The 24,848-nt window shown below is 61.5% G+C and carries 26 protein-coding genes; 4 read left to right on the top strand and 22 right to left on the bottom strand.

What is annotated here, in order from left to right:
• Positions 1–207 precede the first annotated feature (207 nt).
• Positions 208–768, top strand: a complete 561-nt coding sequence (locus HK26_RS00400) for an outer membrane protein assembly factor BamE (RefSeq protein ID WP_086637969.1) — start codon at positions 208–210, stop codon at positions 766–768.
• Between the two features lie 27 nt (positions 769–795).
• On the opposite strand, the gene HK26_RS00405 is transcribed toward HK26_RS00400, so the two are convergent.
• From HK26_RS00405 to def, 5 genes are read right to left on the bottom strand one after another with little or no spacing between them, the layout of a single operon-like run.
• Entirely contained in the window at positions 796–2,181 is a 1,386-nt protein-coding gene (locus HK26_RS00405) for an ATP-binding protein (RefSeq protein ID WP_086637970.1), read from the bottom strand.
• A gap of 6 nt (positions 2,182–2,187) precedes the next feature.
• Positions 2,188–2,910, bottom strand: coding sequence for a response regulator (locus tag HK26_RS00410; RefSeq protein ID WP_086637971.1), 723 nt, complete (start codon positions 2,908–2,910; stop codon positions 2,188–2,190).
• Position 2,911: 1 nt separating this feature from the next.
• Positions 2,912–3,424, bottom strand: a complete 513-nt coding sequence (locus tag HK26_RS00415) for a MarR family winged helix-turn-helix transcriptional regulator (protein ID WP_374188198.1) — start codon at positions 3,422–3,424, stop codon at positions 2,912–2,914.
• A 14-nt stretch (positions 3,425–3,438) separates the two neighbouring features.
• Positions 3,439–4,104, bottom strand: coding sequence for a ubiquinone biosynthesis protein COQ9 (locus tag HK26_RS00420; protein WP_086637973.1), 666 nt, complete (start codon positions 4,102–4,104; stop codon positions 3,439–3,441).
• Complete coding sequence (def, locus tag HK26_RS00425) at positions 4,101–4,631, bottom strand: peptide deformylase (protein ID WP_086638033.1); 531 nt, start codon at positions 4,629–4,631, stop codon at positions 4,101–4,103. The genes HK26_RS00420 and def overlap by 4 nt, the downstream gene beginning before the upstream one ends.
• A gap of 216 nt (positions 4,632–4,847) precedes the next feature.
• Between def and rpsU the strand changes: the two genes are divergently transcribed.
• Positions 4,848–5,051, top strand: coding sequence for a 30S ribosomal protein S21 (rpsU, locus tag HK26_RS00430; protein ID WP_003623949.1), 204 nt, complete (start codon positions 4,848–4,850; stop codon positions 5,049–5,051).
• A gap of 167 nt (positions 5,052–5,218) precedes the next feature.
• Here rpsU and leuB read toward each other — a convergent pair whose 3' ends face one another.
• The 15 genes from leuB to ubiA all read right to left on the bottom strand — a co-directional run bounded on the left by leuB (position 5,219) and on the right by ubiA (position 19,874).
• On the bottom strand, positions 5,219–6,343 hold the full coding sequence (gene leuB, locus HK26_RS00435) for a 3-isopropylmalate dehydrogenase (protein ID WP_086637974.1): 1,125 nt from the start codon (positions 6,341–6,343) through the stop codon (positions 5,219–5,221).
• Between the two features lie 23 nt (positions 6,344–6,366).
• Complete coding sequence (gene leuD, locus HK26_RS00440) at positions 6,367–6,990, bottom strand: 3-isopropylmalate dehydratase small subunit (protein WP_086637975.1); 624 nt, start codon at positions 6,988–6,990, stop codon at positions 6,367–6,369.
• Entirely contained in the window at positions 6,990–8,393 is a 1,404-nt protein-coding gene (gene leuC, locus HK26_RS00445) for a 3-isopropylmalate dehydratase large subunit (RefSeq protein ID WP_086638034.1), read from the bottom strand. The genes leuD and leuC overlap by 1 nt, the downstream gene beginning before the upstream one ends.
• 147 nt (positions 8,394–8,540) lie before the next feature.
• Complete coding sequence (gene rplS / locus HK26_RS00450) at positions 8,541–8,927, bottom strand: 50S ribosomal protein L19 (RefSeq protein WP_086637976.1); 387 nt, start codon at positions 8,925–8,927, stop codon at positions 8,541–8,543.
• A gap of 13 nt (positions 8,928–8,940) precedes the next feature.
• Positions 8,941–9,690: a tRNA (guanosine(37)-N1)-methyltransferase TrmD gene (gene trmD, locus HK26_RS00455; RefSeq protein WP_086637977.1), complete on the bottom strand. Its 750-nt coding sequence runs from the start codon at positions 9,688–9,690 to the stop codon at positions 8,941–8,943.
• Entirely contained in the window at positions 9,687–10,226 is a 540-nt protein-coding gene (gene rimM, locus HK26_RS00460; protein ID WP_025826061.1) for a ribosome maturation factor RimM, read from the bottom strand. The genes trmD and rimM overlap by 4 nt, the downstream gene beginning before the upstream one ends.
• A 17-nt stretch (positions 10,227–10,243) precedes the next feature.
• Positions 10,244–10,594, bottom strand: a complete 351-nt coding sequence (gene rpsP / locus HK26_RS00465) for a 30S ribosomal protein S16 (protein ID WP_025826059.1) — start codon at positions 10,592–10,594, stop codon at positions 10,244–10,246.
• Between the two features lie 58 nt (positions 10,595–10,652).
• Positions 10,653–12,053 (bottom strand): signal recognition particle protein, encoded by a 1,401-nt coding sequence (gene ffh / locus HK26_RS00470; RefSeq protein WP_086638035.1) that lies wholly within the window; start codon positions 12,051–12,053, stop codon positions 10,653–10,655.
• 116 nt (positions 12,054–12,169) lie between these two features.
• Complete coding sequence (locus HK26_RS00475; protein WP_086637978.1) at positions 12,170–12,688, bottom strand: Spy/CpxP family protein refolding chaperone; 519 nt, start codon at positions 12,686–12,688, stop codon at positions 12,170–12,172.
• Positions 12,689–12,808: 120 nt separating this feature from the next.
• Entirely contained in the window at positions 12,809–13,540 is a 732-nt protein-coding gene (locus tag HK26_RS00480; protein WP_086638036.1) for an ATP12 family protein, read from the bottom strand.
• A gap of 17 nt (positions 13,541–13,557) precedes the next feature.
• Entirely contained in the window at positions 13,558–15,717 is a 2,160-nt protein-coding gene (locus HK26_RS00485; protein WP_086637979.1) for an AsmA family protein, read from the bottom strand.
• Between the two features lie 34 nt (positions 15,718–15,751).
• Positions 15,752–16,735, bottom strand: a complete 984-nt coding sequence (locus HK26_RS00490; protein WP_086637980.1) for an RluA family pseudouridine synthase — start codon at positions 16,733–16,735, stop codon at positions 15,752–15,754.
• Positions 16,736–16,745: 10 nt separating this feature from the next.
• Complete coding sequence (locus HK26_RS00495) at positions 16,746–18,089, bottom strand: replication-associated recombination protein A (protein WP_086637981.1); 1,344 nt, start codon at positions 18,087–18,089, stop codon at positions 16,746–16,748.
• Positions 18,090–18,229: 140 nt separating this feature from the next.
• Positions 18,230–18,898 carry a LolA family protein gene (locus tag HK26_RS00500; protein ID WP_086637982.1) on the bottom strand — a complete coding sequence of 223 codons (669 nt, stop codon included), beginning with the start codon at positions 18,896–18,898 and terminating at the stop codon, positions 18,230–18,232.
• Between the two features lie 58 nt (positions 18,899–18,956).
• Entirely contained in the window at positions 18,957–19,874 is a 918-nt protein-coding gene (gene ubiA, locus HK26_RS00505) for a 4-hydroxybenzoate octaprenyltransferase (RefSeq protein ID WP_086638037.1), read from the bottom strand.
• Between the two features lie 169 nt (positions 19,875–20,043).
• Here ubiA and HK26_RS00510 point away from each other — a divergent pair, with 169 nt between their 5' ends.
• Both HK26_RS00510 and HK26_RS00515 read left to right on the top strand, forming a co-directional pair.
• The gene (locus HK26_RS00510) at positions 20,044–20,817 is read left to right on the top strand and encodes a 16S rRNA (uracil(1498)-N(3))-methyltransferase (protein ID WP_374188196.1); all 774 of its coding nucleotides are present in this window, start codon (positions 20,044–20,046) and stop codon (positions 20,815–20,817) included.
• A gap of 61 nt (positions 20,818–20,878) precedes the next feature.
• Positions 20,879–22,309, top strand: a complete 1,431-nt coding sequence (locus tag HK26_RS00515) for a glutamate--cysteine ligase (RefSeq protein ID WP_086637984.1) — start codon at positions 20,879–20,881, stop codon at positions 22,307–22,309.
• Here HK26_RS00515 and HK26_RS00520 read toward each other — a convergent pair whose 3' ends face one another.
• Together HK26_RS00520 and HK26_RS00525 are read right to left on the bottom strand one after the other, a co-directional pair.
• A complete protein-coding gene (locus HK26_RS00520; RefSeq protein ID WP_086637985.1) occupies positions 22,310–23,401 on the bottom strand; it encodes a glycosyltransferase in 1,092 nt (363 codons plus the stop codon). It abuts the gene before it with no gap.
• Between the two features lie 19 nt (positions 23,402–23,420).
• Positions 23,421–24,815: an MFS transporter gene (locus HK26_RS00525; protein ID WP_086637986.1), complete on the bottom strand. Its 1,395-nt coding sequence runs from the start codon at positions 24,813–24,815 to the stop codon at positions 23,421–23,423.
• Positions 24,816–24,848: the final 33 nt, after the last annotated feature.

Consider the following 24,848-nt stretch of genomic DNA (forward strand, 5'->3'; position numbering starts at 1 on the left):
GACAAAGTGCCTGCTCACCGTGCGCACAATCTACCACACAAGCGTGACTTTATGGAGTAAGGACTGATAGATGGAGCCAACAAAGCCCGTATTTTTGCCATTCAGCAATTGACGCCTCGCAAGCGTTGGGGCATCGGACAGAAATGGCCGTTGCCAGTTGGATGACGATCATGGATCACAATCTTACGTTTGGGACACCCTGACCAGATGACGCCGCCACGCACGAACAAGATGACGCGCCTTAAAAGTGCCTGTGGGGCGCTCGCCACCGTTCTTGTGCTTTCTGGCTGTCAGGTTTTTGGCCCCACCCCAACGCCGCGTGGCTCCATTCTTGAGCCGGAAGAATACGGCCAGCTTGAACCCGGCACCAGCACCCGCGCTGACGCGCTGGACGTTATGGGCTCCCCCACCACCAAAGGCGCGTTTGACGATAACACGTGGATTTATATTTCCATGACCACCCATCTGGTACCCATGGATTTTCCCGGCGTTATCAAACAGGACCTTGTTGTCCTCAAGTTCAACAATGCCGGAACGCTGGAAAGCATGCGCACGCTCAACCGCAAGGACGCCAAGCATGTTGCCATGATCCAGCAGATCACCCCCACACCGGGGACCAAAATTAACGCACTCCAGCAGATTCTGGGCAATGTCGGCCGCTACAACCCGATGCAGAATATGATGGGTTCAGGTGCTGCCGGTGGGCAGGGTGGTATGTTCAACAGCAACTCCGGCCCCGGTCACTTTGGTTCGGGCAACTCGCTCTAACATACAGCCGCAGGCTGGCATGACCGACTAGTCCGGCAGGTACAGCCTGACCCGCAGCCCGCCTTCGGGCGCACTTTCCAGCTCCATTTCCCCCCCATGCGCACGCACAATATCGCGCGCAATGGTCAAGCCCAGACCTGTGCCGCCACCGTGCCCGCTTTCAAACGCACGCAGCACCTTTGCCCGCCGCTCCGGTGGAATACCCGGCCCGTTATCATCCACCACAATGCTCACCCCACCCGCCACAGCGCGTGCGCTCAGCACAACACTGGCGCCATGCCTGCGGGCATTGTCGAACAGGTTCCCCAGCGCACGGCGCATGGCATCCGGGCGCATGTGCGCAAAGAGCCCCGGCTCCACCACCACGGCGCGCACATGCACATTGGCACGGCGCGCGGCGGACACCACATCTTCCAGAAAAGGCTGCACCTCAACGCGCTGCACACTCTCCGACCCCTCTCCACGGGCAAAGGCGAGGTAGCTGTCAATCATATGTTCCATTTCGGCAATATCGCCGATCATCTCATTCAGGTCCTGGGTCATGACTTCGGCACAGACCGCTCCTTCCCGCGGCATCATGGCCAGAGAGAGCCTCAAGCGGGTCAGCGGGGTACGCAGATCGTGCGAAACACCCGCCAGAACGCCCGTACGTTGCCCGACAAAGCGGGTAATCCTGTCCTGCATGCGGTTAAAGGCCACAGCGGCTTTACGCACCTCCTGCGCGCCTGCGGGGCGTATGGGGCCAATGTCGCGCCCCATACCAAACTGCTCCGCCGCCAGAGCCAACTGCCGGATGGCCCGCACCTGATTGCGCATGAACAGCCCTGCAATGGTAAACAGCAACAGGGTACTGCCCACGGTCCATGCGACAAACAGCCATATCTGCCCCATATCCAGCCGTTTACGCGGTGTATCAATCTCCAGCACCCCATCGGGTAACTGAATGTAAATGCGCACCGTGTGGTGGAAATGCCGCCAGCTGATAAAAAACGGGTAGCTGATTGCCTGACTAAGGGAGCGCACGAGGTCATCATCCATCGGGCCCAGAACATGCGTGGACCCTACGCGGGAGAGTTTTTCCCCCGGCCGCCATATCTCTATGAGTTGCAACTGTTCACGCGCCTGCGCGACAAACCATTCCTTGTCCGCCGGATTTTTCAACCGTTCCAGCGCGTTAAGGGAGAGTACGATTTCTGCCGTAACCGAACTGGTCAACCGCCGGGACACAACCCTGAGAAAATTACCGTAATACAGCTCAAGCGCTATGCCCTGCGTGATCAGCAGCGGAAAAAGAACAATCAGCAAAGACCGTCCCAGCAGAGAGCGCGGCAGCACACGCCTGACCGATTTTTCCACCCGGAGCGCACGCCACCGCTCCCGCGGAAAAAGGCGGAACCCCCTGCGCTTGCCCATACTGGCCTAAAGCCCCGGCTTGAGCACGTAACCCCGCCCACGCACCGTATGCAAAAAACGCGGCTCACGCGGGTCGGGTTCTATGCAGCGGCGCAGGCGCGTAACCTGCACATCTACCGCGCGCTCGCCAATTTCGGTCATATCCAAAGCTTTGGCTATGTCTTCACGCGTGAAGGTTTCGTTCGGTTTGCGTGCCAGCACACACAGCAGAGCCGCCTCTCCACCAGTCAGGTGGATATTGCCCGCAGGCCCACTAAGCAGCAGCCTTACGGGGTCAAATTCCTTGTCACCCAGCCGGACAATACGCAGGTTATCCGTCGGCGGCGGGGGCTGGTGCCGCCTAAGGTGCGCCTTGAGCCGCAACAAAAGCTCCCGTGGCTCAAACGGCTTGCCCAGATAATCATCCGCGCCCGCCTCCAGCCCGGTAATCCGGTCCTCTGGCTCGCCCCGTGCGGTCAGGAGCAAAATGGGCAGGTCCTGCCCGGACTCGCGCAGCGCACGGGTCAGCTCCAGCCCGTTCTCCCCGGGCATGGTTACATCCAGCACAAGGGCATCGGGCTGAATCCCCTCCAGCGTATGCCGCGCCTCGGTCGCATTGGCCGCAACACTGACCCGGAACCCATGCTCGAACAGATAGCGCTGGAGCAGGCGGCGCAGGCGCGGATCATCATCCACCACCATGACGTGGGATGCGACCTCAGCCTCGGTGCCGGTTACGTGCTCAGACATATCAACGCCCTTCCCTTCGTCCTGCGCCCTCTTCACTCAGCAGTTCCCTGCTGTGCTCGGACAACATACCACCTATAACACGCCGGAACCCTTCCACCGCAGCGCCTCCTGCCTCCCGGTAGGCAGCGACCAGTCTGTGGCGGATAACGGCAAACAGCCGGGCTTCGGCCGCCTTGCCCTCGGGGCTCAAGCACAGAAGCTTCTGCCGCCTGTCCTGCCGCCCCACGCTGCTCTGGAGGTAGGCTCGCGCGTCCAGCTCCTGCAATGTGCGGCCAAGACTCTGCTTGGTCACACCCAGAATGTCCTGCAAACGGCTGACCGGAATACCCGGGCTAAAAGCCAGCACCTGCAACACACGGTAATGCGCGCGGCCCAGACCGTCCTCCTCCAGCACCGGGGCTACAGCTTCCGCCATATCCCGCGTGGCCAGAAACATGAGCGTTTGCGCCAGTCTCAGGCTTTCTTCGCGCAGAAAAAGCAGGTCCGTGCCTGCCCGTTCATGAGATGAGGGCATGGCCATGACGGTGTCTATCCTGCCACGGATTCTGGTTTTGCAGCCGCCCCGCCAAAACGGGCCTTAAGCCGCCCGATGCGCAGCACATCGGCCAGCCGCCTGTCCACAAATGCTTCCAAACCGGCAGAATCACTCCCCCGGCTCAGCCAGTACAGAAAAACCGAGGCATACAGGCCACCCAACGTCAGCCTTTTGCTCACATAGGTCAGGCCCGTCGAATCATCCTGAGCGGCCTGCCATATGGCGTTGACCGTACGCACCCATGACCGGCGAAAAGCCTTTTGCCCCCGTATGGACATGAACACCGCCATACCCCGCTGCGCGGCAAGCCGCCGCTGCTCATCTGGGGGAAGGCGCAGCAGAATGGCCTGCCGGACCCTCTGGCTCAGTCTGGGCTCAAATGTGTCCTGCATGGCTTCAAGCATGGTGCGGTCACACAGGTCGGACCATGCCTCCACCACTTCCACCACCCCTGCGGGGAACAGAAGGTCTGCATTCGGCCCGGCTACGGACCGGAGTGTGTGCATACTCCACCCGCACTCCCCCGCAACGGCCGCAAGCTTGCGCAACGCCTGGTCGCGTTCTGCATCCCGCTCCATGGGGGTGGGCATAACGCCCACAGCCAGTGTGGCCACCGCCAGAGAAAGTGTCTGTTCCAGTTTTCCCGGCAGTGCGCTCATGCTTTTACCCCATACCGTGTGATTTCCGCCTCAAAACCAAAGCGGGCCATATCCGTCATACGCATGGGATAGAGGATTCCGTCCAGATGATCCATTTCATGCTGCATGACATTGGCGCAAAAGCCGGAAGCCACACCTTCCACCCGCGCGCCATGCTCATCCCACCCGCTATAGCGCACACGGCGGTAACGCGGGACCTCCCCCCTAAAACCGGGAATGGACAGGCATCCCTCCAGCCGTGGCATCATCTCCGTGCCATCGGGCGCGATCGTGGGGTTTATCAGCACCTGTACGGGGCGGGGCGGGTCATCCTCCCCCTCACTGCGCGCTGGTGGAACCGAGTAGAGGAATATCCGCAAAGGCACATAGACCTGCGGGGCGGCAAGCCCCACACCCCCGCTCTGGGTCAGGGTTTCGCGCATGTTCTGCAACAGATCCCTGATCTGCGGTGTGTTCATATCTTCCACCTCAGCCGCGCGCTGCAACAGAACCGGATGGCCCATACGGGCAATGGCAAGAACCGACATGCTGTTTGTTGTCCTGTTTTTATGCACAACCACAATAAAACACACGGAAGTGCGGTTCTGATACGCAAGAACGAATTGTATCTTGTCTTAAGGCCGTGTTATAGAAACCGCCAACAGTGGAATCGGCAGCCCGGAAGGGTAACGCGGATCTCCTTCCATAATGGCTTCCCAAAAACCGGGTTACCGGATTTTTTTGAAACAGGGGTTAGTGACCAAGTGCACGTTCTAGTCCGTGACAACAATGTCGATCAGGCTCTTAAAGCGCTCAAGAAAAAAATGCAGCGCGAAGGCATCTTCCGTGAAATGAAACTGCGTCGGCACTTTGAAAAGCCGTCCGAACGCAAAGCGCGTGAAGCGGCTGAAGCCGTGCGTCGCGCACGCAAAATGGAACGGAAGCGTCTGGAACGCGAAGGCTTCTAATTCAGCCTCCTCCTGTTTTGCAGACATAAAAGGTCGGTCGCCCGCTGGGTACCGGCCTTTTTGTTTGCCCATACCTCCCCTGCCCCACAGCTTTTGTTGCAGCAAGCATTAAAAAAGCCGCCACACAATGCTGTGGGCGACTTTTTTGGAACAGTATTTTACCCGTTCTAGCTGGCCTGAAGTTTGTCCAGCTCACGCACAATGGCTTCGCCCATAACGGACGTGCCAACGCGGGCCATCCCTTCGGCCATAATGTCTGCCGTACGCAGGCCACTGGCCAGCACGTTGGAGACGGCCTGCTCGATCATATCCGCCTCGGCCTGCATGTTCAGCGAATAACGCAGCAGCATGGCAAAGGAGAGAATCTGCGCAATCGGGTTGGCAATGCCTTGGCCTGCAATATCTGGCGCACTGCCATGGATTGGCTCATACAGCGCCGGGCGGCGACCATCGGCCTGCTCTGCCCCCAGTGTGGCGGAAGGCAGCATGCCAAGGCTACCTGTGAGCATGGAGGCAAGGTCGGACAGAATGTCCCCAAACAGGTTGCCCGTTACCAGCACGTCAAACTGGCGCGGGTTGCGCACCAGCTGCATGGCGCAATTGTCGGCCAGCATGTGGGAGAGTTCCACATCGGCGAACTCGCGGGCGTGCACATCGGTCACGACCTCTTTCCACAGCAGCCCGCTTTCCATCACGTTGCATTTTTCTACCGAGCAGACGCGGTTGTCGCGCTTGCGGGCCAGATCGAATGCAACGCGGGCAACGCGCTGGATTTCCGAGGTGGTGTATACTTCGGTATTGATGCCACGCTTGGAACCATCGGGCAGGGTTTCAATCCCACGCGGGTTGCCAAAGTAGATGCCCCCTACCGTCTCACGCACGATCATAATGTCCAGACCGCGCACAACATCGGGCTTGAGCGTGCTGCTGTCCACCAGTGCGTCAAACACCTTGGCGGGGCGCAGGTTGGCAAACAGCCCCAGTTCCTGCCGCAGTTTGAGAATGGCCACCTCGGGGCGCTTGTCAAAACCGACATGCCCCCATTTGGGGTCCCCCACCGAGCCAAACAGCACGGCGTCTGCCGCCCATGCTTTTTCAATCACTTCATCACGGATAGGCACGCCGTATTCGGCCAGAGACGCACCGCCCACCAGATCTTCGGTCAGTTCAAACGTCAGGCCACGATTTTTTTCCAGCCATGCAATAATCCGGCCGACTTCGCGCACAACTTCGGGGCCGATGCCGTCTCCGGGCAGGACAAGAAGTTTAACGGGCTGCTTGGGGTCTGTCATAGCGGTGCTCCGTATGGGTCTGTTCAGTCAAAATGAATGGTCGGCAGCCAGGACTTGTCCTGATCGAGCCGTTTTTCAAACGTCGCAATACTGGCTTCATGGTTCAGGGTCTGGCCAATATCATCCAGCCCTTCGAGCAGCAGGTGCTTGCGGAAGGCGTCAATCTCAAACGGGACTTCCTCCCCATCCGGGCGAATGACCACCTGACGCGGCAGGTCCACCGTAAGGCGCGCGTTGCTGCCCATCTGGGCATCGCCCATCAGCTCATCGCAGACCTCCCGCGGGAGACGAATGGGCAGGATGCCGTTCTTGAAGCAGTTGTTAAAGAAAATATCGGCAAAAGACGGCGCAATCACGCAGCGGATGCCAAAATCAAGCAACGCCCACGGCGCATGCTCGCGCGAGGAGCCACACCCCAGATTGTCGTACGTGACCAGAATCTCGGCTTTGCGCCAAGGCTGCTGGTTGAGCACAAAGTCCGGGTTTTCCGTGCCATCGGGCAGGTAGCGCATGGCGTCAAACGCATGCTTGCCAAGGCCCGTGCGCTGGGTGGTTTTTAAAAACCGGGCAGGAATAATCTTGTCCGTATCAATATTGGCTTCCGGCAGAGCCGCAGCAACAGCAGACAGCGTGACAAACTTTTCCATTATGCCAACTCCCTCACATCGGTCAGGCAACCCGTGACTGCGGCAGCCGCAGCCATGGCGGGGGAGAGCAGATGCGTGCGTCCACCCGGCCCCTGCCGCCCTTCAAAATTACGGTTGGAGGTGGATGCGCAACGCTGGCCGGGGGTCAGGCGGTCAGGGTTCATGCCAAGGCACATGGAGCACCCGGCCTCCCGCCATTCAAACCCCGCATCCAGAAAAATACGGTCCAGCCCTTCTTCCTCGGCCTGACGTTTGACGTTGCCCGAACCGGGAACGATCATGGCGCGCACACCCGGAGCAACCTTGCGCCCTGCGGCAATCTGGGCCGCCATGCGCAGGTCTTCTATCCGGCTGTTGGTGCAGGAACCGATGAACACCACATCCACAGGGGTGCCAGCAATTTTTTGCCCGGCCTTAAGCCCCATGTAGTCAAGCATGCGCTGCATCTGGGCTTTTACAGCCTCGTCCGTTTCCTGCGCAGGGTCGGGCACAGTATCGGTAATGGCCAGAACCGTCTCGGGGCTGGTGCCCCATGTCAGGGTTGGGCCAATGTCTTCTGCCCGCAGGGTCACTTCACGGTCAAAATGCGCGCCCTCGTCAGATGCAAGGGTCTTCCAGTATGCCACAGCCTGATCAAAGGCCTCGCCCTTGGGGGCGAAGGGGCGGTTGCGCACGTATTCAAACGTGGTCTCATCCGGGGCCACCAGACCTGCGCGGGCTCCGGCCTCGATCGCCATGTTGCAGATGGTCATGCGGCCTGCCATGTCCAGCCCGCGAATGGCCGAACCGGCAAATTCTATAACGTGGCCCGTGCCACCAGCCGTGCCAATATGGCCGATAATGGCCAGCATGATGTCCTTGGCCGAAACGCCTGCACCGGGCGTGCCTTCCACGTTTACGCGCATGTTCTTGGCCGGGCGTTGCAGAATGGTCTGCGTTGCCATGACATGCTCGACCTCGGACGTGCCGATGCCAAATGCCAAAGACCCAAGTGCGCCATGCGTGGAGGTATGCGAGTCACCGCACACAATGGTCATCCCCGGCAGGGAAATGCCCTGCTCCGGCCCAACCACATGCACAATGCCCTGATTGGAAGACAGGAGCGGAAAATAAGGAACACCAAATTCCTTCACATTGCGTTCGAGCGTTTCGATCTGGTTGCGGCTTTCCGCTTCCTCAATCGGCTGGCTCCGGTCGGATGTGGGCACGTTATGGTCCACAACGGCCACGGTCCGCTCCGGGTGACGCAGTTTGCGCCCGGCCAGACGCAGGCCCTCAAACGCCTGTGGGCTGGTGACCTCATGGACAAGGTGCCGGTCGATATAAAGAATGGAGGTGCCGTCCGGAAGGGTTTCCACGACATGATCGTCCCAGATCTTGTCGAACAACGTACGCGCAGCCATGCGCATCCTCCTTACCTTTATATCTGTGTCAACAGCACGGAATAGCTGCTGCACACACCCTGTTTTATCACAAAGACCCGACTGGCCACAGACCAGTCGGGTTCACACAAGCCATGCCTGGCATCGTGCCCAAAAGCCTTGTGGCTTTTAGCCTGCTGCTGCCGGAGCAGCAACGTCACGCGGACGTTCTGCAATACGGGCAGACTTGCCGCTACGGCCACGCAGGTAGTACAGCTTTGCGCGACGCACTTTACCACGACGCACAACCTTGATTTCGGCCACGGTCGGGGCATACAGCGGGAACACGCGTTCCACACCTTCGCCGTTGGAAATCTTGCGCACCGTAAAGTTGCTGTTCAGGCCCTTGTTGGAGCGGGCGATCACAACGCCTTCGAATGCCTGAAGACGAACGCGCTCGCCTTCCTTGACCTGCACGGAAACACGCACGGTGTCACCTGCATCAAAAACGGGCACTGCGCGTGCGGCTGTCAGACGTTCAATTTCTGCAGCTTCGTACTGCTGGATAATGTTCATATCGGTATCCTTCTCAAACCCCTAGGTCTGCCTGTGTGGCCCCGCCCACAGCTTCAGTCCTGTTTCCATTCTTGCGAGCCAGCCAGGCAGACCACAGATCCGGCCTTCTTTCCCGCGTTGTCTCTTCAGCCTGCGCCTGCCGCCACCGTGCTATGGCGGCATGGTTGCCCGAAAGCAGAACTTCCGGCACCTCATGCCCATCCCATACGGCCGGACGGGTATAATGTGGGTACTCAAGCAGCCCGTCGGAAAAACTTTCCTCAACGCCGCTCTGTTCACTCCCCATTACACCGGGGAGCAGACGCACACACGCATCCAGCAGAACCAGAGCCGCAGTTTCTCCACCCGAGAGGACATAATCCCCGATGGAAACCTGCTCGACACCCCGCGCCTGCAAAAAGCGCTCGTCCACTCCTTCAAACCGGCCACACAGCAGCATGACACCCGGCCCTGCCGCATAACGCCGCACATCGGCCTGCGCTAATGGGCGCCCCCGTGGCGTAAGATATACACGCGGAATGTTGGCACCGGCCTGTGTTGCCGCAAGAGCAGCATCCGCCACATCCGGGCGAATTACCATACCTGCACCACCACCAAACGGCGTATCATCCACAGCGCGATGGCGGCCCAGACCATGCTCACGCAGGTCTTCGGTACGGCATGACCACACCCCGTTCTCCAGCGCACGCCCCGCAAGGGACTGCCCCAAAGGCCCCGGAAACATGTCCGGGAAGAGTGTGACAACGGTTGCCTGCCAACTCATGCTGGCACCCCCGTCTGCCGCTTGCCAACGCCACGCCCTTCTTCCCCCGCAATTTCCTCGGGACGAACAATCACAACGCTCCGCTCATCCAGCCGCACTTCCGGCACGCAGGCCTTGGTGAAGGGGATAAGGGAACCATCGCTCAGTTCAAGGCTGGCACCGGCACCGTAATCATGCACCATGATGACACGCCCCAGAGAAAGACCTTTTTCGAACGCTTCCATACCGATCAGATCGGCGTGGTAGAATTCTTCTTCCTCTGGCTCAGGCAGGCTGGAGCGCGGCACATACAGGCGGGTATTCACCAACGCCTGCGCCGCAGTCCGGTCCGCCAGCGGCTTACCATCCGCGTCTTTTATCTCGGCAACGCCATCCGCGCCGCACCAGCGCAGCGACCATGTACGACCCTGCGTATCCTGCAGAACCGCATAATCCTCCAGCGCCGCAGCGTCTGCCGCGTAGGAATGCACGCGCACAAGGCCGCGCACTCCATGCGGTTTACCTACAACACCAATCAGGATCAGGTCAGGCTGCATGGCTGATTCGGTTCAGCTCAGGCTGCGGCTTCTGCTGCTTTAGCGGCAGCGGCTGCACGTTCCTGTGCCTTCTTCTTCGGAGCAGACTGCTTGGGCTGCTCGTTGTAGCTCGGCTTGGCGATCAGGCCAGCGTTACCAAGGAAGCGGGCAACACGATCGGTCGGCTGCGCACCCTGGGAGAGCCAGTGCGTGATCCGCTCGCTGACCAGACGCACGCGTTCAGCATGGTCGGACGGCAGCATCGGGTTGTATGCACCCACTTTTTCAATAAAGCGGCCATCGCGCGGGCTGTGGCTGTCGGCCACAACAATGTGGTAGTAAGGACGCTTCTTGGCACCAGCGCGGGCAAGACGAATTTTAACACTCATTCGGAATACTCCAGACCGAAAAACAAAACCCGGAAAACTTAGGCAGAAACAGGCCGCATCAGCGGAAGGGAGAACCACCGGGACCACCCGGAGGACCTCCACCCATTCCCTTAGGCATGAGCGCAGACATTCCCTGGCGCATGAGACCTTTCACGCCCAGTTTGTTAAAACGCTTCATCATGGTGGACATCATGTCGAACTGCTTGAGCAGCTTGTTGACGTCCTGAACTGTTGTTCCCGACCCTGCGGCAATACGCTTTTTGCGCGATGCCTTGATGATCCCCGGCGCGCGGCGCTCACCACGGGTCATGGAACCGATAATGGCCAGATGCGTCTTGAGGACGGACGTATCAAGGTCCTTGTCCCCCAGCGCTTCCTTGACCTTACCCATACCCGGCAACATTCCCAGAATACCGGAAATGGAACCAAGCTTGTTGATCTGACGGATCTGGGATGCGTAGTCATCCAGATCAAACTTGCCAGCCATCATGCGCTGGGCCAGACGCTCGCCTTCCTCGTGGTCCAGCGTATCGGCCGCTTTTTCCACAAGACCGGCAATATCGCCCAGACCCAGAATACGGCCAGCCACACGCTCGGGATGGAACTCATCCAGCGCGTCCAGCTTTTCGCCCGAACCGGTCAGCTTGATGGGCGCGCCGGTAATAGCCTTCATGGACAGGGCCGCGCCACCGCGCGCATCACCATCCATACGGGTCATGACAACACCGGTCACGCCCACGGCCTCGTTAAACGCTTTGGCGGTGTTTACCGCGTCCTGCCCGGTCATGGCGTCCACAACCAGCAGGGTTTCTGCCGGGTGTGTTACATCCCTGATCTGGCGGACTTCCTCCATTAACGCTTCGTCAATGGACAGACGACCCGCCGTATCAAGGATAACGACGTCATACCCTTCCTTACGCCCGACATCGAGCGCGCGCAGGGCGATTTCCACCGGCGTCTGCCCTGCGATAATGGGCAGGGAAGTAACACCCGCCTGCTGCGCAAGCTGGGCAAGCTGCAACTGGGCGGCGGGGCGCTGGGTATCGAGCGAGGCCAGAAGCACCTTTTTACGCTCACGCGTAGAAAGGCGCAGGGCCAGCTTGCCCGAAGTTGTGGTCTTACCAGAACCCTGAAGCCCGACCATAAGCACAGGCACGGGCGGAATGGCGCTCAGGTTGAGCGGGGCAACGCCCGCACCACCGAGCGCATCGATCAGGGCATCGTTAACAATCTTGGCGACCGCCTGACCGGGGGAAATGCTTTCCAGCACCTCATGGCCGACTGCGCGCTCTTTAACCTTGTTAACGAAATCCTTGACAACAGGCAGCGCGACGTCCGCATCCAGCATGGCCAGACGGACTTCGCGCATGGCCTCCATCACATCGGCTTCAGACAGCGCGCCACGTTTGGCGAGACCATCAAAAACCCCGGAAAGCTTGCCTGATAGAGCTTCGAACAAGAGCAACACACCCCATAACAAGACGCGCCACTGCGCGAACACTCGCGGAGTGGCGGGCCTGATTTGTTGCAGGGCTTACGGCACAACCGCGCCCTGAGTCAAGGAACTTCTGGTTTTTACTTCTTCTGCGTATCGGAAGAAATCTGCTGGGCGGGATGCTGCAACGCATTCAACTCCCCAAGCAGCGCATGGATGCGCTTCTGCCGGTCGCGCATCTGGGCAAGCTGGTCCGGGGTCAGCACATCATGAATCCGGCTTGCTGTCTGGAGGTGCCGTGCCTCACGCTCCGCCCGCAGGGCGGCCATCTGCTGCTGCACCTGCGCAATTTTGTCCTGATCCAGCGGGCCGGGTGCGCTCAGCAGATCCTCTATCTGGGCATGCAGGTTTTCAAACTGCTCCTGCGTGTCCTGCGCCTGATCCTGATCGTGCGCTTCCTTGAGGATGGTTGCGATCTGGTTGCGCTGCTTGCGGGTCAGGTCCAGCCCGTCCAGCGCATTCCCACCCGGACCACCAAACGTGGAGCCGACACCCATGCCGCCCCCCATACCCCCCGGCCCTGCCGCATGAGCCGACAGACCAGTGAGAGAAAGCCCCGCGACCAGTGCCGCAGCCAGTACACCATTGCTGATCTTCATGACCTGATTACTCTCCTGCAAAAACAGATGCCGTTCCCTGATGTGACCAGAAAAACAGCAATGCGCCAAGTGCGCGCAACACGACCCACCCCCTGCACACAGGCATTGGTGGGCCAGCGCTTACGCCTGGCGTGTTAACGCATCAAACCGTGCTGCTGTTTCCAGCTCCATCTGCATACTGGCAATGCGGTCCGTGACCTCGGTATCCTGCCCCCATATGGCTATCTGGTGGCGTTCATCCACCGTGGCGCAGGCAACCAGTTCTTCCACCGCAGCGCCCCCCAGCAGGGCCAGCCCCAGCACCAGACTGCCCAGCGCAGGCACAGCCACCCCCAGCACAGCCAGTTGGGCATCTGTCATGCTCTGCATAGCCGCGCCAAGCGCCTGCAGGTCCTGCCCGGACTGGCGGATGGGCATAACCCCGTGCGTCGTGTGGAAGGCAACCCCATAGGTTTTGCCAAGCCATGCCAGCCACGGGTCCCACAATGCTGCCTGCTGGGCTGCCAGCTTGCCCTGCGCACCGTCGCGGTAGCAGACCAGATCGCTGTTGGCGTAAGCCAGCAGACTCTCCAGCACACCATCCCGCGCCTGCGGAATACGCTCGAGCATGGACCCTGCAATACCGGTCAAAGGCAGGTCATCCGGGGTAAAGTAGCCTCCCCCCTCCTGCCCGGCCGCCTGCCATTCGGCCACAAGAGCCTCTGCCAGCGCGCGGGAGGGAACACACAGGGCCGTTTTGCCGGGCAGGCGTACGCAGCGCCCATCCAGCTCCACAGCATAAGCCCCGTCCTGCGGAACTAGCTGGGCCTGCTTCCAGAATCGTTTGCGCCCCGCTGGCGCACGGGCAGGCATACCGGTCGTGCCCCCGCTCACCGGAACAGCCCCAGACCGTGCAGCATATTCATGATTTTTTCCTCCCTGCTGGCTTTTTTGGCCACCGTAGTCGGGGTCGGGCCATCCGCCCCTTCCCGCGCAGCCGCAAGAAGTGCTGTGCAGGACGTGGCATCATCCCCGCCACCACCGCCAATGGTAATGCCGAAGCGCCCGTCTCCTGCCGCGGCCATACTGACCTGCGGGTTATTCCATACCCCGGTCACATGCAGGGAGGACGATGCAGACGCCCCACCCAGCAACACCTGTGGGGCCAGTTGCATGTTCAGCTCATGCGTGGCCAACGTCACCGTACCCTGCCCCCGCAGGTGCAGAAAATCACTCTCCAGCCCCAGCTGGTCAATATGGGCAACACCATTGGCAAACTGGGTATGCAGACCAAAGCAGCGGATGGGCATCTGCCCCTTGACGGGCACCTGTGGCCCCAGCATCCGGCGCAGCAATGTGCTGCCCACGCTGCCATCCACCACAGATGCGCCAAGGTGGCCTGTCAGAGTGTTACTGCGCTGCTGCGCATTTTCGCCCTGAGCCGAAAGCGCCCCCACAAGCTGCACCGTGCCGTGCATGTCGGGTGCAACATGCATCCACGCCTGCACCACAGCCAGTGGCAGGAATACGGAGCGGGCAGATGCCTCCACCACAGGCTGCGAGCCAGAAATATCATACACAAGGCGGGCCACCTGCTGCTGGCCATTCCCTACGGCATGGATCGGGTCCAGCGCCAGACGGCCATTGCCCAGCACCACATGGGTCTGCACCTGCGACCACGCAACGCCCTGCCAGTTCATGGCCTGCACCTGCACGTCCCCCGTCAGGGCGAGGGCGTTCAGCACATCGGCCAACCCATGGTTTTTGTAAAGAAACTGCGTTTTTCCGCTTTCTACATGACCGGTCACGGCAAGCCCTGTGGCGTCTGGCCACTGCTGGCCAAAACTCAGGTGCTCCAGCCGCCCCTGCACATCCAGCGCGGAGTGGGTCGTGCTCAGCACCCCCTTGACCTGCATGGACGAGCCACCCTGCGTTAACGCCAGATCCACCGGAGCTTCGGCCTGTGGCTGCATGGGCACAAGCTGCGCCAGAGTGCCTGCTGTTCCGTTTATGCCAATGGGCTGGTCACCCAGTTGCCCCTCCACATGTACGCTCAGCGGGTCTGTGGGGGCTGGGGCGTCCACGACCACGCGCGCCAGAGCGGCCTGTGGGAGCCAACGCCCCACATCCACCCGGCCCGCGCGCACATGCAGGCTTTGCAGTTGCGGTGCATCCCCACTGCCACCCACACTCAGATCAACCGAAAGGTTCTGCCCATCCGGCAGGCTGGCATGCGGGAAAAAAGCGTTCAAATCCTGTATCTGGCCCACAGAGCCACCCAGATGCAGGGCATACACCCGCTCGGCCCCGGGGGCATTGATAACCCCGTCCAGATGAGCAAGCCCGATGGAGTGCCCACCATTGTTCAAACTCAGGCGCAGTTGCAGGGGCAATTGTGCGCCCAGCGGCCAGAGTGGGCCTGTCTGCCCGCTAAGGGTAAAGCTCGCGCCCCCCTTCTGCCCCTGTATGTCCATGTCGGGGGTAGTGCCATCCAGCCCGCGTATTGTTGCACGGTTCAGGGCAAACGTGCCGGAGTGGTGGGTCTGCGCGTCCTCCCACGTCACCTGTGCCTGACTGATGCTCAGGTCCGTCACGCCCACATTCCAGTGCATATGCACCGGACCGGAGGGAGTGCTTGCGCCCGCCTGCTCGGGCGGAGATGGCGGCGTAAGCAGCCAGTCTGCCCGCCCATCGGCCAGACGGCGCAGGGTCAGTTGTGGGCCAACCACGCTCACATCACGCAACGCAATACGGTGGGAGAACAGCGGCATAAGGGCAAGCCGCGCCCGCACCTGCCGAACCACCAGCGCATCCGGCCCCGCGTTATCCACCCCGGACAGGCGCACATCCTGCGCCTCCACCCAAGGGAAAGGCAGAACCCAGACATGCAGCGCACCAATGCTCAGGTGCCGCCCCGTACCCTGCTCCACAGCATCACACAGCCGGGTTTTGAGCCATGTTGCGTCCTGCGTTGCGGAAAAAATTGTCCCGCCCCCGACAGCAACAGCCACAACACCCGCGAGCAGGCCGATTTTCCATTTAAGACGCATGTCTGGTTTTCTCCCGCGCAGGTTTTGTTGCCGCTCAGCCGCCCTTGCGCGCAGGGGGGGGCGTTGTGCCGGGTGTAAAGCCCAGAGCGCGGAAGGTCTCGCGCATATGGGGGGGGAGTTCCGCGCTGACAACCAGCCTGCCGCCAGCAGGGTGTGGCATATCCAGCTCACGCGCATGCAGGTGCAACTGGTCGGTAAAGCCCGAAGGATGCGCCGTAGCGCCACCATATTTGGGATCACCCAGAATGGGGGTTCCCAAAGACTCGCAATGCACGCGCAACTGGTGCGTGCGCCCCGTAAGCGGGGAAAGCCCGAGCCATGAGAACTTGCGGGCTGCCGAATCCAGTACCTCGTACACCGTGCGGGCGGACTGTGCGTCCTCATCCTTACGGTCGGCGGCTACTGTAATGGCTCCCGGGCCTGCGCCAAGGCGGGCCAGAGGCTGGTCAATCTCGCCCGAAAGGGGGTCAGGCCTGCCAACAACAACTGCCCAGTATGTTTTTTTAACATCCCGCCCACGGAAGGCCGCAGCCAGCTTGGCAGCAACACCGGGGGTTCTGGCCAACAGCAGCAGACCGGACGTGTCCCGGTCGATCCGGTGGACAAGCCTTGGGCGCGGGTCCTCGGGGTTTTCACGCAGGCCATCAAGCATCATGTCCACATGGCGGGTAATGCCCGGACCACCCTGCACGGCAAGGCCGGAGGGTTTATTGAGCACGATCAGGTGCTTGTCCTGATAGACGACCATGCGCTGGATTTCGCGCACCAGCTTGTCATCCAGCGGGCGTGGCACATCACGCGCGGGCTTGGCGGCCATGGGAATGGGGGGAACGCGCACGCTCTGCCCCGGCTCCAGCCGGGTGGAGGCATCCACCCGCTTGCCCTCGACGCGAATCTGGCCCGTACGGCACAGTTTTTGCAGCGCGCCCTGGGTCAGGTGCGGGTAATGACGGCGGAAATAACGGTCGAGGCGGATACCGGCCTCGTCCTCGCTCACGGTAAGATTGACAACACTCATGCGCTGATATTCACGACTGGCGCCGTTCCCGCAAGCGGGACCATGTTTCCAGCCTGTGTTTAACCTCCCGTTCGTAGCCTCTACCCGTTGGATTATAAAAGGTCTGGCGGCGCATACCATCGGGGAAATAATTCTGCCCCGAGAACCCTTCCTCCGCATCGTGGTCGTATTCATACCCCTTGCCGTAGCCAATATCCTGCATCAGCCGGGTGGGGGCGTTGAGAATATGGGCGGGGGGAATAAGGCTACCCGTCGCCTTGGCCGCACGCCGCGCTGCGCCATACGCCTTATAAGCCGCATTGGATTTGGGGGCGGTGGCAAGGTGCACCACAAGCTGGGCCAGAGCCAGCTCGCCCTCGGGGGAGCCGAGCCGCTCGTACGTCTCCCACGCAGCCACGGCCAGCGGGAGCGCGTTGGGGTCGGCCATCCCCACATCCTCAGTTGCAAACCGGGTCAGCCTGCGGGCCAGATAACGCGGGTCCTCCCCACCTTCGAGCATACGGGCAAACCAGTACAGGGCTGCATCGGGGTCCGACCCGCGGAGTGATTTATGCAGGGCGGAAATAAGGTTGTAATGCTCCTCGCGGTCCCGGTCATACAGAATGGCCCTTTTGGCCAGCAACCGGGCCAGCGCCTGCGCATCCAGCGGTTTTGTGTTCTTCAGGCTCAGCACCTGCTCCACCATGTTCAGCAGGTAGCGACCATCCCCATCCGCCATGGCGCGCAGGGTCGCGCGGCCGTCCTCCGTAAGGGGCAGGGGGTGGCCTGTCTCCTCCTCCGCACGCGCAAGCAGGGCCTCAAGTGCCGGGTCATCCAGCCGGTTCAGCACCATGACCTGACAGCGTGAGAGCAAAGCCGAGTTGAGCGCAAAGGAGGGGTTTTCTGTCGTGGCTCCCACCAGCACAACGGTGCCATCCTCCACCACGGGCAGAAATCCGTCCTGCTGCGCGCGGTTGAAGCGGTGGATCTCATCCACAAACAAAAGCGTGCCAATCCCGCCCTGAGCGAGCTTGCGCGCCGCATCGAACGCTTTTTTAAGATCCGCAACACCCGAAAACACGGCCGAAATCTGCATGAACCGCAACCCTGCCGCCTGTGCCAGCAGGCGGGCAATGGTGGTCTTGCCGACCCCCGGCCCACCCCACAGGATCAGGCTGGGCAGGGTGCCGCGCTCAAGCATAAGGGTCAGTGTGCCCTCCGGCCCCAGCAGGTGCCCCTGCCCCACCACATCAGCCAGACAGGCCGGGCGCAGGCGGTCCGCCAGCGGCTGGGTCGGGGTGTGTCTGCCACCGGCACGCGCGGGAGTATCCTCCTGCGGTGGCGGTGCAGCGCCAAACAGGTCCTCCCCCGTCATACTCTTCTGTGCCGTGTGGTCATGGCGTTCATCCCCCCACTATCCCCCAATCCATCGTGCTGGCCTTTATATCGCCATGCGGCCCCTGTTTTTCCAGTGGGTCTGTTTGCAGCAGGCGCCGCCATGCCTGCCCCCAAGCGTCAGTCTTCCGGCTGGGCAGGCAGGTCAAACAGGCTTGCGGGAATATCCGCCCCCGGATGCACGTCTGACAGGGTCACGCGGGTCTCGCGCCCCTGTGCGTCCACCACGCTCCATGACCGCAGGGCCAGCGGGTTTTCATAAAAAACCAGCGTCAGGCTGCCATCCCCCGGCTGGGCAGCCCGCACCAGCTTGACCGCAACCAGCCCGCCTTCGTGGCGGAACGCAGTCACGACCACCCCATCGGACAGGCTGACATGCTGGGCCAGCAGCAGCCCAAGCGGTGTGCGGTCCATGGGAATGACCGAAGTCTGGTCCAGCTGATTATCGCGGAACACGACCTTGCCCTGACTGGCAACCAGCAGCAGAGGCGATGGCGGGTCATAGGCAAGGCGCATCTGTCCGGGGCGCTTCATCCAGACCGTGCCGGTTGTGCGTTTGCCTTCGGCATCTATCTGCTGGATATGCGCCTCAAACGTGAGCGAACGGTTGAGTGCCTGCTCGATTTTGGCCACCCATGCCCGATCGGAGGTGGAAAGACGTGCAGGCACAACAGCAGATGCCGCAAGGCCCTGCCCCTCTGCCCCACCCGCATCCTGTGCATGGGCAACCCCTGCAAACAGGGCCAGACTGGCGCACAATGGCGCAACCGCGCGGAAAATAGTCTTCATGATCGTGGCATCTCACCTTGACTGCCAGCCTTTGGTGCCAGCAAAAAACGCAACAACATCAAACAGCCAGCAACCCAAGTGCGAGCGCCAGCGCAATGGTCAGTCCGATTTCGCGGTTGGCCCGGAACTGCGCAAGGCACAAAGCCGGTTTGGCCGGGTTAACCGCCACCACCTGCCGCCAGAACAAAATAGCGGGCAGCAACAGAGCGGGCCAGAACAGCACACCAGCCCCCGCCAGCAGGCCAGCACCTGCCAGCAGCACAACCGTCAGCCCGTAACACACCCCTATAAAGGAGCGTGCCCGCCCCGCCATAAGGCGCGATGTGGATTTAACGCCTATCCGCGCGTCATCTTCCATATCCTGAAAGCCGTAGATCGTATCAAACCCAAGCTGCCAGACAATCGTGGCAGCATAAAGGGCGGCCTGCGCCCATGCCAGTTGCCCTGCCGCAGCCGCATACCCCATGGGGGCGCCAAAACCGAAGGTAAACCCCATGACAAGCTGCGGCCACCACGTAAACCGTTTGGCCAGCGGGTAAAGGCCCACAAGCACCAGAGAGGACACACCCAGCACCCACGACAGGGCATTAAGCTGCACCAGCACGCCCAGCCCCATGGCCAGCAGCAGGAGCAAAAAGCCCGCAGCCTGCCCCATGCTCAACGCCCCGGAGGCCAGTGGCCGCCCCGCCGTGCGCGCGACCTGACGGTCAATATCACGGTCCCACATGTCATTCACAACACAGCCAGCAGAGCGCATGACCAGACTGCCAATGCCAAACAGGGCAATCAGGCGCAGCCGCTCCATGGGAGCAACCCCCTGTGGCAACAGAATACCCCACATACCGGGAAGCCACAAAAGCCACGTCCCCACAGGCCGGTCCAGCCGCGCCAGCAATGCATAGCCTTGCAGGGAAGGAGGAAGGCGGGCGATCCATCCCGTAACCCGGATGTCGGTATGGCTGGGGGAAGCAGACACGATTCTGATAAAGCCTCTGGTCAGGGACAACACACACCATGGTGCGCAGCCCCCTATGCCACAAACCGGCGCGCACCATAACCTCCCCACCACGCCTGCCTTTGCAAAACCGGGTGTTTCGTGCGTAAACCGGGCCTGTTCTTCCGTTACGTGAGCAGATGCAGGATAAATGACCGGCATGAATGGCCTCTCCCGCCTCCCCCGCCTGTATGTGGACCCAGCCCTTGTGCCGGTGCCAAACGCAGGTGCTACCTGCCCGATCCCGCCCGAGCAGGCCCGCTACCTTGGCACCGTCCTGCGCAGGAAAGCTGGCGATCAGGTGCGTGTCTTCCACGCTGGTATGGGCGAGTGGCTGGCCAGCATTGCCGACATTCGCAAAGACCGGGGCAGTCTGGCCCTTGAGCGCCAGATCCGCCCGCCCCAGCCCTGCCCGCCGCTGCAACTGGCCTTTGCCCTACTCAAGCGCGACGCTACTGATCTGGTCATCCGCATGGGTACGGAGCTGGGGGTCAGCACGTTTCTCCCCCTTGTGAGCGAGCGCACCAACACGCACCGCGTCAACCCCGAACGGCTGCACGCCATAGCGGTGGAAGCCGCCGAACAATGCGAGCGGCTGGACATACCCACCATAGCCCCGGTGCAGACCCTGCCCACCCTGCTGGGGCAGTGGCCGCAGACCAGCACCCTGTTTGCCGCCATTGAGCGGCTGGGCGAGCGCACGGCGGAACCCACCCACACGCCCCCGCAGGTACGCGCAGGCGACGGACTCCTGATCGGACCTGAAGGCGGGCTGAGTGAGGCCGAATGCCAGACCCTGCTCCAGCGCCCCTTTGTTGCCCCGTTTTCCCTTGGTTCGCTGGTGTTACGGGCCGATACAGCCGTGGTGGCGGGGCTGGCCCTGCTGGGCAATGGCTTGCGCTCTGCCCCCGTTTCATCACAATAAGGTAATTGCTCCTGTCTTGCCCCACGACCGCAAGGCTGTTTTTTGGGATACAGAAAACCTCATGTCCAACCCCGGCGCCTCAGACACAACGCCCATCCATTCCATTGCACAGCTTGTCGACGTGCTGGCACAGGGCTGCAAACCGCGTGATGCGTGGCGCATAGGCACAGAACACGAAAAATTCGGCTTTATCCGCCCCGAAGCCATAGCGGGCGACAATGCCCCGCAGGCAGGTGGCACGGCCTACGCCACCCCGCCCTATGCCCCACAGGGCATTGAAACCCTGCTCCGCAACCTCCACAAATCCGAACCCGATGACTGGACCTCCGTGCTGGATGAGGGGAACATCATCGGGCTTAAAGGTCAGGGGGAGGCCGCAGGAGCCGCCATATCGCTCGAACCTGCGGGGCAGTTCGAACTCTCGGGCGCACCGCTGCGCACCCTGCATGACACGGCGGAAGAGCTGAGCAACCATTTTGATTCCGTACGCCCGCTGGCGCGCAAACTTGGGCTAGGCTTTGCCCCTCTGGGCTTCCACCCCACCGCCACCCGTGCCGCACAGCCATGGATGCCCAAAACCCGCTACGGCATTATGCGTGACTACATGCCCAAGGTTGGCACCATGGGGCTGGACATGATGCAGCGCACCTGTACCGTGCAGGTCAATCTGGACTTCGGCTCCGAACAGGACATGGTGCGCAAGATGCAGGTCTCCATGGCACTGCAACCTGTGGCCACCGCCCTGTTTGCCAACTCTCCCTTTGTGGAGGGTAAACCCAACAACTTCCTCTCCAACCGCGCACGGGTCTGGACCGATACGGACAACGCCCGCTCCGGCATGCCGCCCTGCGTGTTTGAAAAAGACTTTGGCTTTGAACGCTACGTGGAGTGGGCGCTGGACGTTCCCATGTACTTTATCATGCGTGAAGGCCGGATGCGTAATGTGGCGGGCCGCTCCTTCCGCGCATGGATGAACGGGGAACGTCAGGACGGGCTGGAGGACGTAACCCCCACGCTGGGCGATTTTGAGGACCACCTGACAACCGCCTTCCCCGATGTGCGGCTCAAGCAGTTCCTGGAAATGCGCGGGGCCGATGCCGGATCGCCCGAAATGATGATGGCCCTGCCCGCCCTGTGGACCGGCCTGCTGTATGATGATGCAGCCCTTGAGGCCGCATGGGAACTGGTGCGCGCCCGCCCGTGGGAAGACTACGTCAAACTGCGCGAGCTTGTCCCCATGATGGGGCTGGACACACCATGGGGCGAAGGCACGGTGCGCGATCTGGCGGCCCATATGCTCTCCATCTCCATGGACGGTCTGCAAAACCGCGATATGGTGGACGAGCAGAGCCAGACGAGCGAATGGGTATACCTTGCCCCCCTGACCGCCCTTGCCGCAGGTGCGCCCACACAGGCCGAACACTGGCTGGAGCGCTATTACGGCCCGTGGATGGGCGATGCCTCGCGCATTTTCCTTGAAAGCGAAATCTGATTACAGCACGGACAAAAGGCGCTGCTCCAGCCGTGCGGACTGGACAGACGCCCTAAGCCGCTCGCGCGCAACCCTGCGCGCCGCCTGCCCCATGCCTGCACGCACCCCCATGTGCAGCACATGGGCAAGGGCATCGGCCAGTGCCTGCGCATTCCCCGCAGGCACCACCATGCCCCCACCATCCAGCATGCCGTCATCCAGCCCGGCCTCAGCCGAGGCCACAACTGGCACACCGCACATCAAAGCCTCCGCCGCCACACTGGGCAGCCCTTCCTGATCGCCCCCTGCGGCGCGCACGCTCGGCACAACAAGGGCTATGGCATGCTCAAGCTGCTGGCGTAGCTGCGCGGCGGCCAGCCAGCCTGTAAAACGGACATGCTCCAACCCCTGCGCAGACTGCTCCATGGCCGCACGCATGGGCCCATTCCCCGCCAGCACCACCTGTGGGGTCAGCCCCTGTGCCGCCAGAAGACGCAGGGCGTCCAGCAGAACGGGCAGCCCTTTTTTTTCCACAAACCGTCCGGCAAACACCAGCCGGTCGAATGGCCCACGCGCTGGGGGCACATCTTCCGTACCAATGTTGAGCACGTCCAGCTTATGGTCTGGCACACCACGCTCCGCCAGCTTATCCCGCACCCCATCAGAGACACAGATAAACACGGAGCTATACGCCACCAGCGCCTGCCACCGGCGCTGGAAAATGGGGGGAGGAAAACTGTTGGTGTAATGCCGCTCCTTAAAAGCGTCCCCACCATGGAACGTTACAACCAGCGGCAGCCCCAGTTGCTGGGCAATGGGGAGCGCCAAAGCGCCACCCCGGCCAAACTGGGCATGCACCACAACAGGCGCCAGGTCCGCCACGGCAGACCCTGCGCCCCACCCCATCTGCCGGAACGCCAGCCGCCGCACCCCGCCCAGCACATGCCCCTCACCAATAATACGTAAGGTACTGGCCAGATCGGCCGGAGGGTTGTCGCGGTGACACCCAACCCAGAAGGGTTTGAGACGGCTAAAGGCCATATACTGCCTGCGCATGAACGCATGCTCGGACGCGGGCAAAATCCTGTCACGGTAAACAAGGCATGTTTTCACCCCAGATGACTCCGGCACACTATGCCGCCCGCCCCACCAGCAGGCGGCTGGCACTCAGCAGTGCCGCAAACAGGGCAACACACCCCGCCACCAACAGGCACTCACGGTTAGCGCCACTGGCCCAGAAGGTAAAAAAGGCGGCCACACCCATGGCCCCCACCGTCTGCCCGGCCTGACGGGCCACCTGCACCATGCCACTGGCCCCACCAGCCCTGTGCAGGGGGGCGGCAACCATCATCGCTCTGTTGTTGGGGGGCTGAAAACACCCAAATCCCCACCCGGCAAGAGCGGTACGCCATGCAATATCCCACAATGCAGGGTGGGCTGGCAGTTGCCAGAGCAGAAAAAAGCCCGAAGCCGTAAGCCCAAGCCCAATGGAGGACAGAACCCCGGCCGAAATCCGGTCCGCCACCCGGCGGATAACTGGAGCCGAAAGGATAATGCCAATAGGCCACGGCGTAATGAGCAGCCCGGTCTGGGCCGAGCTAAGGCCCAATGCGTCATGCAAGGTAAAGGGCATGGACACGATGTAGAAATTGGAGGCAACAAACCCGCAGAACCCGGTCAGGAACGCCACAGCAAAATCGGGCCGCCGCAAAAGGTCCACCGGCATAATGGGCTGCGCCAGATGCGCCTCGCGCCGTACCAGCCACGCACCCGCCATAAGCCCACAGGCCAGCAGAAGCAGCGCGCTCACCCAGTTCTGGGCATGGGCCAGACCATCGCCCCCCATAACGCAGGCTCCAAAAGCCACCACGCACAGCACGCTGCCGGTTATGTCGGGCATATGGGCAGCACGGGGCGTGTTGGGCAGGGCATAAAACGCCATGCCAAGTGCAACCGCCCCCAAAGGCAGATTGATCCAGAACAGCCACGGCCATGAGGCAAAGGTAAGTATACCCGCAGCAGCCGTTGGCCCAAGTGCTACGCCTAACGCCACAACCAGACCATTCAGCGCCATGCCGCGCCCGATTTCCGCCTGCGGGTAGATAAACCGTACCAGAGCGATGTTCACACTCATGATGCAAGCGCCACCAATGCCCTGCAACACCCGTGCTCCGGCAAGCACGGGCAGGCTGGTAGCCGTGGCACACAGGAGTGACGCCACCATAAAGAGCAGAATCCCCGCCCGGCACAGCCGCGCAAACCCTACCCGGCTCCCAAGGGCCGCCAGTGGCAACAGCGAAACCAGACTGGCCATCTGATACGCATTGACAATCCATATGGACGAGGAGGAGGAGGCCCTGAGGTCACGCGCAATGTCGGGCAGGGCCACATTGGCAATGGCGTAGTCCAGCAGCGCCAGAAAAACCGAGAGCGATACCGCCAGCATGGCCCAGTTTCTGGCCGGGCCATGCAGACCATTGGGCTGGTCTGGCTGGCGGGTCGGGGGCTGTGGCTGCGGGGGCGTCATGCTCGGCTCTGGCTCCTTGTTGGGGCGCCATAC

The organism is Acetobacter okinawensis (assembly GCF_002153655.1).
Taxonomy (GTDB): domain Bacteria; phylum Pseudomonadota; class Alphaproteobacteria; order Acetobacterales; family Acetobacteraceae; genus Acetobacter; species Acetobacter okinawensis_A.